Source organism: Oceanobacillus phoenicis, from assembly GCF_047238145.1.
GTDB lineage: Bacteria > Bacillota > Bacilli > Bacillales > Amphibacillaceae > Oceanobacillus.
Genome location: NZ_JBDFME010000001.1, coordinates 3,413,292 through 3,428,763, shown reverse-complemented (window position 1 = coordinate 3,428,763; position 15,472 = coordinate 3,413,292). Strand labels below are relative to the sequence as shown.

The following is a 15,472-nucleotide window of genomic DNA, read 5'->3' as shown; positions in this document are numbered from 1 at the left end:
GTGAAAAAATGACTACGGTTGTGTTTAAAGTTGGAGGGAGTGTCTTAAATCAACTTTCTCCTAAGTTTTATGAAATGCTAGTACAGCTAAAGAATGTGGGAACTTGTAATCCAATTATCGTCCATGGCGGCGGTCCAGAAATTAATGATGCACTAAGTAAAATGAATATAGAAACCGAGTTTGTTGATGGTTTACGAGTGACTTCAGAGGAAGTTCTCAGTATTGCTGAAATGGTGATGAGTGGAACAATAAATAAACGCATAGTTGCTAGCATCCAGTCCATTGGTGGAAATGCACTTGGTTTAAGCGGAGTAGATGGAAAACTATTACAAGCGAGACTGATGCATAATGGAAAGCTTGGTTTGGTTGGTGAAGTTGTCGAGGTTAATACAGAATGGTTGTCAATCATTATGAACGGTGGAGGTATTCCAGTAATTTCTCCAATTGCGATTGGTGAAGATAATAGGCGTTATAACGTAAATGGTGATATGGCTGCTGGAGCGGTTGCTGAAGCTTTTCAATCGAAGTTAATATTTGTTAGCAATATTCCTGGAGTCATAGAATCGGTTAATGGTGAAGAAATGATACATCATCATTTAACTAAAAAACAAGTGGAAAGCAAAATAGATTCAGGCGTCATTTATGGTGGTATGATTCCTAAAGTTCGTTCTGCTTTAGCAAGTCTAAAAAGTGGTGTCGATGAATCGGTTATTTTAAATGGATTAAATCCAGATGATATTAAGGATTATTTAGAAGGAAAAGCAGTTGGAACGGTCTTAACAGAAAGCGAGGTAGAACATGTCTAGTACAACAAAAATGTCATCCGCAGTAATGCAAACATATAATCGTTTTCCAATTACTGCAACGAAAGGCAAAGGTAGCTTTCTATGGGCTGAAAGTGGAGAAAAATATTTAGATTATACATCTGGGATAGCAACTTGTAATTTAGGGCATGTACCCGATAATGTTCAACAAGCAATATCAACACAGTTAGAAGAATTATGGCACTGCTCTAATTTATATCATATTCCTAGTCAAGAAAAATTAGCTTCGATGTTGACTGAATATAGTTGTTTAGATCAAGTATTCTTTTGTAACAGTGGAGCGGAAGCGAATGAAGCTGCGATAAAAATATCGAAAAAGTATGCGAAAGATAAAGGATATTATGAACGCATTGAAATTGTTACTTTCGAGCAGTCCTTCCATGGACGTACTGGATCAACAATGGCAGCTACCGCACAAGAAAAAATACATCAAGGATTTACTCCGTTAACACAAGGATTTCGTTATCTTCCATTTAATAAAAACGAATCACTGTCTAAGATCGATAATGGGAAAACATCTGCTGTGTTATTAGAAGTAATCCAAGGTGAAGGTGGCATTCATACTGTAGAAAAAGATTGGTTAAAACAATTAGCCGATATTTGTAAGCGAGCCGATATTTTGCTAATTATTGATGAAATACAGACGGGGATAGGACGTACTGGAAGTTTATTTGCATATGAACCATATGGAATAGAACCAGATGTTATTACGGTGGCGAAAGGTTTAGGATCTGGATTTCCAATTGGTGCCATGCTAGCAAAACAACATGTCGCATCATCATTTTCACCAGGTACGCACGGTAGTACTTTCGGAGGGAATCCTATAGCTGTTACAGCAGGTATTGCAACTTTAAATGAAATAGTAAAGGATGGTTTTCTAGAAAGTTGTAACGAAGTTCAAGATGAATTGTTAACTCAATTAAAACTAATAAAAGAAATCTCTCCATTGATTAAAGATATTCGTGGTAAAGGATATTTAATTGGTATAGAAGTTACGAATCAAGCTATTACCTGGATTGAAAAACTTCGCGAAAAACAAATACTTGTACTACCAGCTGGTGAAAAAGTAGTACGTATATTGCCTCCATTAACAACAACAAAAGAGGAACTTCAAATCTGTATACAAGCGTTGAAAGAAGTAGTAATAGAACTGGAGGAAGTTACAAATGGATAAAGGTTTTTTAGTATTAGAAACCGGAGACGTATTTGAAGGAATTTTAATTGGGGATAAAAAAGCTATTGAAGGTGAACTTGTCTTTAACACTGGAATGACAGGGTATCAAGAGATGATGACGGATCCTTCTTATAAAGGTCAAATTCTTACATTTTGTTACCCAATCATCGGAAATTATGGAATTAATGATATTGATGATGAGAGTAAAGAAATCGCTGTTTCTGCTGTTATTGCTAGTGATATATGTGATGAACCTAGTCACTATCAGTTGACAAGATCGTTTTCGAATGAATTAGAGAAAGCTGGTATTCCAGGTTTGTTTGAAATCGACACACGTCAACTCGTTATGATTATACGTGAACATGGTTCTTTGCGAGCAAAAATAGTGAATGAAGAAAGTGAAACGAAAAATGTAACATGGCAAACACGTAGTTTACTATCATTGGTTAATAGTGTGTCTGTTAAACAATTAGAGACCTATGGTACAGGTGAGCTTCATATTGCGATTATGGATTTCGGATACAAAAAATCAATTCGAAATGCATTACTTCAACAAGGATGCAAGGTGACTGTTGTCCCTTATCAAACTCCACTAAATCAAATAAAAGAATTAAACCTAGATGGCATAATACTTAGTAATGGACCAGGAGATCCAATGGAATTACAAGCATATTTTCCGGTTATCAAACAATTAACAGAAGACTATCCAACACTTGGGATTTGTCTAGGACATCAATTAATCGCACTGGCTTATGGGGCAATGACAAAGAAAATGCATTTTGGCCATCGAGGCGGTAACCATCCAGTGAAAGATCTATTTACTGGAAAGGTGTGGGTAACTTCTCAAAATCACGGATATGTAGTGGAAGAAGACACCATCGATTATAATCAGTTCAATATATTATTTAAGAATGTAAATGATCGATCTTTAGAAGGGTTAAAACATTGTCACTATCCAGTTACCAGTGTGCAATTTCATCCAGAAGCACATCCAGGACCAAGTGATACAAATTATATTTTTGAAGATTTCTTAGATGAAGTGAGAGAAAAGAAAGGAGCATTGACGCATGCCAAAGCGTAAAGACATCAACAAGGTACTCGTTATTGGATCGGGTCCAATCATCATCGGGCAGGCGGCAGAGTTCGACTATGCAGGAACACAAGCATGTCTTGCTTTAAAAGATGAAGGTATGGAAGTTGTGCTTGTGAATAATAATCCAGCAACCATCATGACAGACGAGCAAATTGCAGATAATGTATATTTAGAACCTTTAAATAAAGAAACATTGGTAAAAATTATTGAAAAAGAAAAACCTGATGGATTAATAGGAACTTTAGGTGGTCAAACTGGTCTTAATTTATCCATTGAACTATTTGAGGCGGGCATTTTAGAAAAATACGAAGTGGAACTATTAGGTACCAGTGTTGACTCCATTCAAAAAGGAGAAGACCGTGAAAAGTTTCGCGAGTTGATGATTGAAATAAATGAACCAATTTCGGAATCGAAAATTGTTACGAATGTTGAGGAAGGACTTCGATTTATTGAAGAGATAGGATTTCCCGTCATTCTCCGTCCTGCTTATACCTTAGGTGGAGAAGGTGGAGGGTTCGCCCATAATGAAGCTGAATTTGAAGAGTTATTAAATAAAGGTTTAGGGTTAAGTCCAATTCATCAAGTATTAGTTGAAAAAAGTATTAAAGGTTGGAAAGAAGTAGAATACGAAGTGATGCGAGATGCAAATGATACATGTATTATCGTTTGTAATATGGAAAATATGGATCCGGTAGGTGTACATACGGGCGATTCCATTGTTGTCGCTCCCTCTCAAACCTTAACAGATCATCAATATCAGATGTTACGTTCAGCCTCGGTAAAGGTTATTCGTGCATTAAATGTGGTTGGAGGATGTAATATACAATTTGCCTTAAATCCAGATTCTAATGAGTATTGTATTATCGAGGTAAACCCGAGAGTTAGTCGTTCTTCAGCTCTTGCTTCTAAAGCTACAGGATATCCGATTGCTTCCATGGCAGCAAAGTGTGCAATTGGATTGAATTTGGATGAAATGAAAAATCCGGTAACTGGTTCAACGTATGCTTCTTTTGAACCTGCATTAGACTATATTGTCGTTAAATTACCACGTTTTCCTTTTGATAAATTCACTGAAGCAGACCGCACATTAGGAACACAAATGAAAGCGACTGGTGAAGTAATGGCGATGGATCGAACATTTGAAGGTGCTCTGAACAAAGCGGTCCGATCATTAGAATTAGGCGTATCCAGTCTAGATTGGCCAAAGATGAATGAACGAGGCGAACGGGAATTATTCCGTTTAATTGAAACCCCAAATGATCTTCGTCTTTTTGGATTAGCCGAGGCTCTGAAAAGAGGAATATCTGTTGAAACGTTGCATCAAAAGACTTTTATTGACTTTTGGTTTTTGGTAAAGATACAACATATTCTTCATACCGAAAAAGAACTATCTAATTATACGCTAGCATCACTCCCTGTTCATTTATTTAAAAAAGCGAAAAGATACAATATAAGTGATGTTCAAATTGCAAAATTACTGCAAACAACAAGTAAGAAGGTAAGAGATTTCGCTAAAGAAATCGGCGTACATCCAGTATATAAGTTGGTTGACACTTGTGCGGGAGAATTTGATGCAATAACTCCGTATTACTATTCCACTTGGCATGGGGAGGATGAAGTACAGGTTAATCTTGATAAGAAAAAAATATTAGTAGTTGGTTCTGGTCCCATTCGTATTGGCCAAGGAGTCGAGTTTGATTATTGCTCTGTGCACGCCGTACAGGCACTTCAAAAAGCTGGATTTGAAACGATTATGATAAATAATAATCCGGAGACGGTTAGTACCGATTATTCTATTGCAGATAAGTTGTATTTTGAACCATTGGCATTGGAAGACGTACTTCAGGTTATTGAAAAGGAAAAAGTCGATGGAGTTATGTTACAGTTTGGTGGACAAACCGCTATTAATTTAGCTAATGAATTAGAGGAAGAAGAAATTCCATTATTAGGAACAAAGCCTAAAGAAATTGATCAAATGGAAGATAGAGAACAATTTTATCAATTCCTAAATCGGTTAGGGATTCCACATATTAAAGGAGAAGTAGTACACAACCAAAATGAAGTTGTGGAGACGGTAAAAGATTTAGGATTTCCTGTATTGATTCGCCCTTCTTATGTGATTGGCGGGCAGTCAATGTATATTTGTTACAATGAGAAAGACCTACTATCCTATGTATCTAAAATTAAAGAAGATACACATGATCGTTGTTGGCCACTTTTAATAGACGCTTATTTACCAGGAATGGAATACGATGTAGATGTTATTAGTGATGGGAAAAATATTGCTATACCTGGAATCGTGGAACATATAGAGAAAGCCGGCGTGCATTCAGGAGATAGCATTGGTGTTTTTCCACCGAAGTTACTCACATCTGAGCAACAAGAAAGAATGATTGAAATCGCAAAACAAATTGCTTTAGAGTTACCTATTATAGGAATAATGAATATTCAATTTGTAATACATCATCAAACAATCTACGTATTGGAAGTTAATCCAAGAGCTTCTAGAACAGTACCAGTTATTAGTAAAGTAACTGGGGTTCCGATGATAGAATGGGCGGTTCATTCACAACTAGGGTATCCATTAACTGATTTTGTCTCAGAAGTAGGATTATTACCAGCCCCTAATTATTATACAATTAAAGCACCGGTGTTTTCATCGAGCAAGTTAAAAGGTGTCGATCAAATCCTTGGTCCAGAAATGAAGTCAACTGGGGAATTGATCGGAATGAGTACATCTTTTGAAGATGCTATCAAGAAAGCAATTGTACCGGTTAACTTTAATAACAAAGGGAAGCTAGATGTGTTTCTATCTGTTAGTGATCTTTGGAAAGAAGATAGCATTACATTTATGAATAAGTATAATCATGATTTCTCCCGTCTTGCAGCAACAGAAGGTACAGCTAATTATTTACTGGGTGAAGGTTTTTCAATAAAAGCTATATCAAAAGATATTGGAATGATAGAAACGTATTTTAATGAACATCAACCAGATGTTGTTATTAATATTCCAAATCAAGGGAGAGATAAGAATCGATTAGGATATTTATTACGAGAACTTTGTAATAGATATAAAATTCCTTACTTTACTAGCTTTGAGACTGCTCAGACAGTTTTAGAAAGTATGAACACAACTGAACAAAAAGTGCGTTCATTACAATCATATACAGCTTCTTTAAAAGAAGTAATAACATCAAAATAGTTTTAGAAAGTGTATGCTATGGTAACCTGAAAATCACCATAACTAACAGGTACGAGCAGAAAGAAAAAGAAAATATTAGAGGTTGGAACAAAAGTAGGTAATGTATCGGGTTTCTAACTGAGGACGGCAGCTGAGCTTCCGGATAAAAGTAATCCGAAAGCTCACTAACCTTCCTCCAAAAGAAGTTTACTATATTTTTAGGTGCTTCGATTTTGCCAGGTCCCAGCCCGATTGATTAACAACTTTTACAAGTATTGATCAAACCATCTACCGATTTGTTCTAATCTTTTGATACGCATAGATGGGTCTCCACTTCTGCTTAATTCATGATTTGCCCCTGGAAAGCGAATAAACTCTACTTCTTTCTTCAGATGTTTCAACGTAACGTATAATTGCTCTCCTTGTTCGATTGGACAACGAAAATCTAGCTCCCCATGAAGGATAAGTAACGGTGTCTCGACGTTCGCTGCATACTTAAGAGGAGATATATCCCAAAGTTTTTCTGGACCATCTAATAGATTTAATCCATGCTCCCATTTTGTAAAGAAATATCCAATGTCACTAACTCCATAAAAACTGAGCCAATTTGAAATGGAACGTTGAGTAACAGCTGCTTTAAATCGATTCGTATGTCCAACAATCCAGTTTGTCATAAATCCACCATAGCTTCCACCAGTGACTCCAAGTCGATCTTCGTCAATAAAGGAATACTTATCTAGACAATAATCTACTGCTTCCATTAAGTCTTGGTAATCCCCTTGTCCATAATTTTCTCTTACGCCATTAACGAATTGTTGTCCATAGCCGTGACTACCCCGAGGATTTGTATAAACAACAACATATCCTTTTGCAGCTAGTAACTGTAGTTCATGGAAAAATGAATTTCCGTACATAGCATGAGGACCACCATGAACTTCTAATATAAATGGATATTTTTTTCCTTCTTCAAAGTTATATGGTCGTAATAACCAGCCTTGGATTTCAAGTCCATCCGATGATGTAAAGGAAATTTCCTCGGGTTTCTCTACATGAATTTCTTCTAATAATGATTTATTAGCATTTGTTAGTAAGGAAAGTTCACGATTACTGTTTAATTCATAAAAATTGCCTGGGTCTATTGGAGAGCTAATTCCTAAAATAAATGTTTCTTCATCAGGATGATAGGTGAAACCAAATACATGATTATCATCACCGTATACTTTTTCAAGATTGCCCTTAAGGTCCGTCTGATAAAGAGAAGTAGAACCTTGATCGGATGCTAGGAAATAAATTGATTTCCCATCTTTAGACCAAATTGGACCGTTTTCTGATTCTCCTAATCTAGAATCAGTAACCATCGCATCACCTAATTGAATATCCCACTGATCCGTAATTTCTTTTCTTTCTTTTGAGGATAGTTCAAATAGATAGAGTTTCGTTAACGTTGCGCCGGCATAATCAAAGTCATGACCGAGTGTAATAATTTGTGAACTATCGCTTGAAAAACGGGCATTATAATAATTGCTATTTCCATCCGTTATTAATGTAAATTCATGTGTATGTAAGTTTAATAGAAATAAATCAGAAGTTAGTTCATAATCAGCTTCTTCACTCCAATTACTAGAAAAAATTAGTTGTTTACCATCTATAGAGATATCATGTAATGAATGGTTAAATGGTTTTGTGGTCCATTGTTTGAAATCCTTAGTTGCTAGGTGGTATTCAATAATTTGTATATAAGAGTCGTCATGAAAACCTTTTGCATCTGATTTGTGTTTTAAACGATTAACAATAAGCGGTTCTTTTTGTTTGTCTTGTTTCATTTGTTTCTTTTCTTCACAAGTAAGTTCATTTTGGCTGTGGATGTCATCGTCCATACTCAATGGCGCAGAAAAGAAGATGGATGAACCATCGGGAGACCATTTTGGTGAAAAAGCACCTTTTTGTAAAAATGTGATCTGTTTCGGTTCACCTCCGTCTAAATCCAATAGCCATAATTGTGGTGTACCAGATCGAGTGGACTGAAATACTGCCTGTGTATTACTTGGGTTAATTCGAAAATTGGTATTGGAATGCTTTCCTAAGGTCCATTGTTTTGTTTGGTTAGTGGAAATATCTTTACTGTACACATGTGCTTCATATTCACTATCTTCATTTACTGTTGTCGAAATGTATGTAAAGCGGTTGGTAGAAGCTGTGTAAGTGGGGTCGCTCAAAATTTCTAGACGTTTTAAGTCGGTCTCGTTGATTGCTCGTTTTGTTAAATTCATGTATATCCTCCTAAATTTTACAAAAAATCAAAAACTTGATATTATTTTAAACTAATTAGAGGCTCTAATCAATTGAAACATCTTTAATCTAATGAAAAATGTTTAAGTTGTTTTGGGTTTTTAATAATATAAATTTGCTTTTCTTTAACAGAATTTAGTTTGTCTAAAATAGTGGGAGCATTATTTTTATTAAACATTAAAACATAATGTACAAAGTCCCAATCTAATTTTTCTTTACAACCCTCTCCCATATCTGGACGAGTTTGTCCATGATATTGAATCCTTCTCTTTATGATTCTGTGTAAACAACGGGTGGTTTTATAATGGAGAAAAATAATCGTGTCAGCATATTTCATACGTATACTCATTGTTGAACCGTAATTTCCATCAATAATCCATGCAGGTTCTTCCATAATCTCTTTTTGTTTATCTATAAATCTATTTTGCTCGATCGGTTTCCAACCTGGTTCCCAAAAAATAGAATCCAGATGATACACCGGGATTTTTTTTTGATTACCGAGTTGCTTTGCTAACGTTGATTTTCCAGAACCAGCACAGCCTACTATCATGATTTTTTTCAAATTATGACCTCCTTTGTTAACCGGATTGAAGCTTTATCAATATTAAAATAAGAAGATTAAGAAAATTCCACAGGTGGAAAAACGAGGTAGGGTAAAAGGTATAATCTAGAAAGAAAGATTTAAACACTACCTTACCTCGTCTTTTTGTTCTTATAAAAAGAAAGTTACACAGTTAATCTATCTTTAATAGTTGCATCTGATTCATATGCTTGTTGTAATTGTTTGGTGATTGTACCTGGTTTACCATCACCGATAACTTTATCATCCACACGTACAATTGGAGTAACTTCAGAAGTACTACTTGATAAGAATATTTCATCTGCATTAGAAATGTCCTCTAGTTGAAATGCTTCTTCAATAAGTTCAATATTTGCATCCTTTAAGAATCTTTCCACAGCCATGCGTACACAACCATAGAGGATATTGTTTGTAGTTGGGTGTGTATATACTTTCCCATTCTTAACTAAATACACATTAGATGAGCTGCATTCAGTTACTTTCCCATCTCTATGGAGAATAGCTTCATAACATCCCTGTTCCTTAGCTGTTTGTTTTGCTAAAACATTAGGAAGTAAATTTAAACTTTTAATATAGCAATTTTGCCAGCGGATATCGGGTTGAGTAATTGTAGAAACTCCATGTTGTAAAGCTTCTTTATTTCTTGGCATATCCTGTACATAGGCATACATGTTTGGTTCTACAGTTTGAGGGAAAATATGGTCGCGAGGAGCAGAACCTCTAGTGATTTGCATATACATTTTTCCATCTGTAGTCATTTCATTTTTTGTAATTAATTGAAGTAATAATTCTTTCATTTCTTTTTTACTTTGTGGTATTTCCATTTTAATTGCCTCTGCTGAGCGATATAATCGGTCCACATGTTCTTCAAATAGATAGTATTTCCCCTCATATACACGAATAACTTCATAAATCCCATCTCCGAACTGTAAACCGCGTTCCTCGAAAGGGTAGTTTAAGCTATCCTTATCTTTAAATTCAGATTGAGTTAAAATAATTGGATATACAGACATAAAATAAGCTCCTCTCTTCAAGCATAATACTAGTTTATAACTTGGTATATCATATGTAAATAACTAATTATTTCATAATTATCTTTATAAATGGGTCAAATTTATAATTGTCAATTTCAATTAAAAAACAAAAAATTTACTATTCTTGGCTTTGATTGCAATGAAAGACGGCGACTTCTGCTCAGAATAGGGAGCTTGAAAATCCACTAGGAAAAAGCTCTTCTTTTCCTAGTTAGTTGAAGCCCTGCCTGCTAAAAAGCGACTGTCTGTAATGAAAATCAAAACAGCAATATTTGGATTTTACATAAAATATCTTATTATGAAATTCATTTAAATAACGTAAATTAAATATAAATTTTGTAAAAAAATGATGAAATTATGGTTGATTTGTTAAATTAACATTGCTATAATGTAACTTATCAGCAAAAAAGTAACATAAATATTTTTTGATGCGGGTGTAGTTTAATGGTAAAACCTCAGCCTTCCAAGCTGATGACGAGGGTTCGATTCCCTTCACCCGCTCCATACATATGTCATAACGCAGTGTTTCGTACATAGGGTCTACGAAGCGTTGCGTTTTTTAATGTTATAAAGTATAGAATCCTTGAAATAATAATCATTTGCATAGTATTCTTGTGTAAAATAGCTATGGTTGGGGGACGGACTTATGGAACAACTACAAGATAAATTAGCTGCGATAGATCGAAAAGGATATAAAAGCTATAAACAAATACAGGGAACGTATACACATCCATCGTTCAAACTTCAAATTGATTATGTTCAAGGAGATCCATTTGCAAGTCCATCAAAAATTAGAATAATAGTTGATCATACTAAACGATCGATTGAATCGTCATGGTTAGAAACTGTAGATAGAAAAACTGCTGCAGAAGATGCGTTTGCAAGAGTGATTGACAAAGCAATTAGTCAAAATAAGTTTTCGATAAAAGGTTCGGGAAAAAGTGGATTGATTGCTTTCGACGGACCTGGACAAGAAATCTTGAAACGTTCAGCAGTATCTTTACAAGAGCATTCCATCACTATTTGTTTATCGGTTGGATTGCCTGCACAGGGAAGATCGATTAACGGCAGAGAAGCAATCAAACTCTTTAGCAAAGTAGTACCAAATCTTTTAAAAGAATCCGTATTTAAAGTAAAAAATGAACAAATAGAAAAAGCAATCATTTTAGCTGATCAGCAATCTCATATTCTGAAAGTAATGAAAGAAAATAAGTGGGTGTCCTTTGTTGCTAATGGCTCCATACTTCCGCGTAGGAGTGGAGTAAGTAATTTGCCACAACAACAAGCGGTACCTTTTCAAAGTCCGAAAGAAAATGAAGTGGAAATCAATTTACCTTATGGTAAAACAATAAAGGGAATGGCAACTCATCGTGGGGTTACATTAATAACAGGTGGCGGTTATCACGGTAAAAGCACATTGTTACAAGCAATGGAGCGAGGTGTATATCGACATACCGCTGGAGATGGACGTGAATTTGTATTAACGGACCCGACAGCAGTGAAAATTAGAGCGGAAGACGGAAGAAAAATTTCTGCTGTAGATATATCGCCGTTTATTTCAAACTTGCCACATGGTAAAGATACGAATAATTTTTCCACAGAAGATGCTAGTGGGAGTACTTCCCAAGCGGCAAACGTAATGGAAGCTATTGAAGTAGGAGCAAGTACGTTATTATTTGATGAAGATACAAGTGCAACGAATTTCATGATTAGGGATATTCGTATGCAAAAATTGGTTGCTAAAAATAAAGAACCAATAACGCCATTTATTCACCGTATTCGTCAACTTGTCGATGAATTAGGAGTTTCCGTGATTCTAGTGACGGGTGGGTCAGGTGATTACTTTTCTGTTGCGGACAATGTCATTTTGATGGAAGAGTATATTCCAAGACAAGTAACTCGTGAGGCGAAAAAAATCATAAATGAAAATCCGATTGAAAATGAGGAAGTTCCATCAACAGAATTTGGAAAACACACGAAACGTAAGTTATTACAGTCTTCATTTCCTAAACAAGGTGACAGGAAATTTAAGATCCAAGCAAAAGGTCAATATCAAATTATGTTAGGAAATTCACTAATTCTATTTTCAAATACGGAACAACTTATTGATACCTCACAAACTAGAATGATAGCAGAAGTCATTCAATATTTGTACCGAACGAATATTATGGAAAATCGCTCACTTACGGATATTTTGGATATTATTGAGAATGAAATGAATAAAGGCTTAGATCAACTTACATTAAACAGAGGAAAGCATCCAGGGGATTTAGCAAAACCTCGCCGTTATGAAATCGCAGCTGTATTAAATCGTATGCGTAATGGCAAGTTTGTATTAAATCACATTTAGAAAGGAGGGGGCGTCTTGCACGTAGATCAATTAAAAGAAGATATTCAATCTTATGCGAAGGAAATAGGGATTGATAAAATCGGTTTTACGACCGCTGATGTTTTTACAGAATTAAAAGAACGTTTACGCAGACAACAGGAACTACAATACCAGTCTGGTTTTGAAAAAGGCTCTATAGAAGAAAGGACCGAACCTAAAAGGTTATTACCAGAAGCGAAATCAATTATCTCTATAGCTGTAGCTTATCCACAAAAAATGCATGATGCCCCCCGGAGCACAAAAGAAGAGAGACGTGGTATTTTCGCAAGGGCCTCATGGGGGATTGATTATCATGTTGCCTTACGTGAGCGTTTAAATAAACTGTCAGAATATATCCAAGAAAAATATCCTGATGCGGTGAACAAAATTATGGTTGATACCGGAGAGCTATCTGATAGAGCAGTTGCAGAACGTGCAGGCATAGGATTTAGTGGGAAAAATACGTCGATTATCACACCTGAGTTTGGTTCCTTTGTTTACTTAGGGGAAATGATTACGAACATTCCATTTGTACCTGATAGTCCGGTGGAAGAAAGCTGTGGTGATTGTACAATCTGTATGGATGCCTGTCCAACAGGAGCTTTAGTGCAGGGTGGTCAATTAAATGCACAAAGATGTATTGCGTTCTTAACGCAGACGAAAGATTTCTTACCAGATGAGTTTCGTTCTAAAATTGGCAACCGAATTTATGGTTGTGACACTTGTCAACAGGTATGTCCTTATAATAGAGGAGTGGATTCTCATTTTCATCAGGAACTAGAACCTGAACCAGAGTCCGCAAAACCGAAGTTAAAACCAATGCTACACTTGTCCAATAAAGAGTTTAAAGAGAAATTCGGTTATATGTCTGGGTCTTGGCGCGGTAAAAAACCTTTACAACGAAATGCACTTATTGCTATTGGCCACTACAAAGATAAAAGCGCGATTGAGGATCTGATTAAAGTGATGAATAATGATCCAAGGCCAGTTATTCGTGGAACAGCAGCATGGTCATTAGGGAAAATCGGATCTCAGCATGCATATGATGCAATTAAAACAGCTATGGAAAAAGAAACCGATAGTCAAGTTCTTTTTGAGATGGAAAAAGGTCTGTCTTTTCAGGAGCAAACTTAAAGGAATTCATTTCATGGTGAGATTCTTCTTCTCACGAGAAATGTACAAAAAAGGTTAAGTAACTTAATCTGATAAGTATTCCTCTCAGTTACAAGTTCAGTTAAATATTTTCTCGTAAAATATATCCTCTTCACATACATTGTTATGGGAGGGGATGTTTTTATGGAAAGCATAAAAGAGTATTGGAGTAGGTTGTTCTCAGAAAGGCATTCCGAAGATGAATGGTGGCAGAAGAAATTAGATTTGCTGGTAAAAAGAAATGCATCAATTGTAAAAATATCTGGCAATGGTAAGGTGACACGAAAACTTCATTATGATAATCGATCAAATTATGAATATGTAATGCATTTACAATTTTTAATAAAACAAAATGATCGATTTATGTTGGAAGAACAGGTTTTACCTTTTTCGTATAGTGTCTTAGATGAAACAATTGTCAATCATAAAAAACGTGAAACTAATTTTGAAAAAATTCCAGATGATTATTTACTATGGAATTCAAGTAAATCACAACGACTTGAATCGAGCCGGTTTGATTATAATCGTCTTGAGGCTGTAAAATATGCTGAACGTTGGTGGAACAGTTATAACCCGGCTTACAGAACATTTGAAGTAGATTGTACAAACTATATTTCACAATGTTTATATGCAGGTGGAGCGCCTACTTGGGGAGAACCTGTTCGAGAGCGAGGCTGGTGGTATAGCGGGAATTCCTGGAGTTTTAGTTGGTCGGTTGCACATGCGATGCGATGGTACTTAAGTGGTTCTAACAAAGGTTTAAAGGGGCAAGAAGTCGAAAGTCCGGAGGAATTACTACCTGGAGATGTCATTTGTTATGATTTTGAAGGAGATAATCGTTGGAATCATACCACAATAGTTGTGACAAAAGATGAGTATGGTATGCCTTTAGTAAATGCACATACGGATAATAGTCGCCATCGCTATTGGTCATATGAAGACTCAACTGCTTATACACCAGAGATCCAATACAAATTTTTTCGGATTGGTGAAAATTAGTGTATAATGTATAAGGTTACTATACAAGAAGGAGAAATGAGTTTTGAGTGTGCATGTTGTTTTATTTGAACCAGAAATTCCAGCAAATACAGGGAATATAGGAAGAACGTGTCTTGCGACAGGGGTTACGCTCCATCTAATACATCCACTTGGCTTTTCAACAGATAGCAAGATGGTGCGAAGAGCTGGATTAGATTATTGGGAGCATGTAGATGTTCAAGAATATCAATCGATAGAAGAGCTTTACAAAACATATCCAGATGCGAGATTTTATTATATTGAAAACTTTGGAACAAAACATTATACTGACTTTGATTTTAGTGATTCGAATATAGATCAATTTTTTGTTTTCGGAAAAGAGTCTACAGGTATACCTAAAGAATTGTTAGTTGGAAAAGAAGATCAATGCCTGCGTATTCATATGAATGATAAGGTACGATCACTAAACTTATCCAACACTTCAGCAATAATTATTTATGAAGTATTAAGGCAACAAGGCTTTCCGAATTTATATTAATATGTATCCTACTTCGTAATGAAGTGGGTTTTTTTGTATAAATTTTAGAGGTTGGAACATTACAAAGGACGGTTTACTGAAAAGATTGATTCAATCTTTTGAGTAAATACTTTTGTTCCAACCTCTAACCACATTAATATTGATCTTCTTTTGGTACCCCTGATTTAGCTTCATATCCTGAAGTAAACATAGAAACAACGAATGTTACAATAACTCCCATTAATAGAGCAAGTTTCATTATTATTTCCTCCCTTGTAGACG

At 35.5% G+C, this 15,472-nt stretch carries 11 protein-coding genes and 1 tRNA gene; 9 read left to right on the top strand and 3 right to left on the bottom strand.

Going from position 1 to position 15,472, the window contains the following annotated elements:
- The first annotated feature begins 8 nt into the window (after positions 1–8).
- The 4 genes from argB to carB are packed head-to-tail and all read left to right on the top strand — an operon-like array spanning position 9 to position 6,293.
- Entirely contained in the window at positions 9–806 is a 798-nt protein-coding gene (argB, locus tag ABC346_RS17200) for an acetylglutamate kinase (protein WP_413236019.1), read from the top strand.
- Positions 799–1,998, top strand: coding sequence for an acetylornithine transaminase (gene argD / locus ABC346_RS17195; RefSeq protein WP_413236018.1), 1,200 nt, complete (start codon positions 799–801; stop codon positions 1,996–1,998). Before argB ends, argD begins: the two co-directional genes overlap by 8 nt.
- Positions 1,991–3,079 carry a carbamoyl phosphate synthase small subunit gene (locus ABC346_RS17190; RefSeq protein ID WP_413236017.1) on the top strand — a complete coding sequence of 363 codons (1,089 nt, stop codon included), beginning with the start codon at positions 1,991–1,993 and terminating at the stop codon, positions 3,077–3,079. The genes argD and ABC346_RS17190 overlap by 8 nt, the downstream gene beginning before the upstream one ends.
- Positions 3,066–6,293 (top strand): carbamoyl-phosphate synthase (glutamine-hydrolyzing) large subunit, encoded by a 3,228-nt coding sequence (gene carB / locus ABC346_RS17185; protein ID WP_413236016.1) that lies wholly within the window; start codon positions 3,066–3,068, stop codon positions 6,291–6,293. Before ABC346_RS17190 ends, carB begins: the two co-directional genes overlap by 14 nt.
- A gap of 245 nt (positions 6,294–6,538) precedes the next feature.
- On the opposite strand, the gene ABC346_RS17180 is transcribed toward carB, so the two are convergent.
- The 3 genes from ABC346_RS17180 to dat form a co-directional block, all read right to left on the bottom strand.
- Entirely contained in the window at positions 6,539–8,542 is a 2,004-nt protein-coding gene (locus ABC346_RS17180; RefSeq protein WP_413236015.1) for a S9 family peptidase, read from the bottom strand.
- 83 nt (positions 8,543–8,625) lie between these two features.
- Positions 8,626–9,123: a DNA topology modulation protein gene (locus ABC346_RS17175; RefSeq protein WP_413236014.1), complete on the bottom strand. Its 498-nt coding sequence runs from the start codon at positions 9,121–9,123 to the stop codon at positions 8,626–8,628.
- 164 nt (positions 9,124–9,287) lie between these two features.
- Positions 9,288–10,154, bottom strand: coding sequence for a D-amino-acid transaminase (gene dat / locus ABC346_RS17170; protein WP_413236013.1), 867 nt, complete (start codon positions 10,152–10,154; stop codon positions 9,288–9,290).
- A gap of 451 nt (positions 10,155–10,605) precedes the next feature.
- Here dat and ABC346_RS17165 point away from each other — a divergent pair.
- The 5 genes from ABC346_RS17165 (at position 10,606) to ABC346_RS17145 (ending at position 15,211) form a co-directional block, all read left to right on the top strand.
- Positions 10,606–10,679, top strand: a tRNA-Gly gene (locus tag ABC346_RS17165).
- A 142-nt stretch (positions 10,680–10,821) separates the two neighbouring features.
- Positions 10,822–12,525: an ABC-ATPase domain-containing protein gene (locus ABC346_RS17160; protein WP_413236012.1), complete on the top strand. Its 1,704-nt coding sequence runs from the start codon at positions 10,822–10,824 to the stop codon at positions 12,523–12,525.
- 15 nt (positions 12,526–12,540) lie between these two features.
- The gene (queG, locus tag ABC346_RS17155) at positions 12,541–13,677 is read left to right on the top strand and encodes a tRNA epoxyqueuosine(34) reductase QueG (protein WP_413236011.1); all 1,137 of its coding nucleotides are present in this window, start codon (positions 12,541–12,543) and stop codon (positions 13,675–13,677) included.
- A gap of 162 nt (positions 13,678–13,839) precedes the next feature.
- Positions 13,840–14,694, top strand: a complete 855-nt coding sequence (locus tag ABC346_RS17150; protein ID WP_413236010.1) for an amidase domain-containing protein — start codon at positions 13,840–13,842, stop codon at positions 14,692–14,694.
- A gap of 43 nt (positions 14,695–14,737) precedes the next feature.
- Positions 14,738–15,211, top strand: coding sequence for a tRNA (cytidine(34)-2'-O)-methyltransferase (locus tag ABC346_RS17145; protein ID WP_413236009.1), 474 nt, complete (start codon positions 14,738–14,740; stop codon positions 15,209–15,211).
- Positions 15,212–15,472 lie beyond the last annotated feature (261 nt).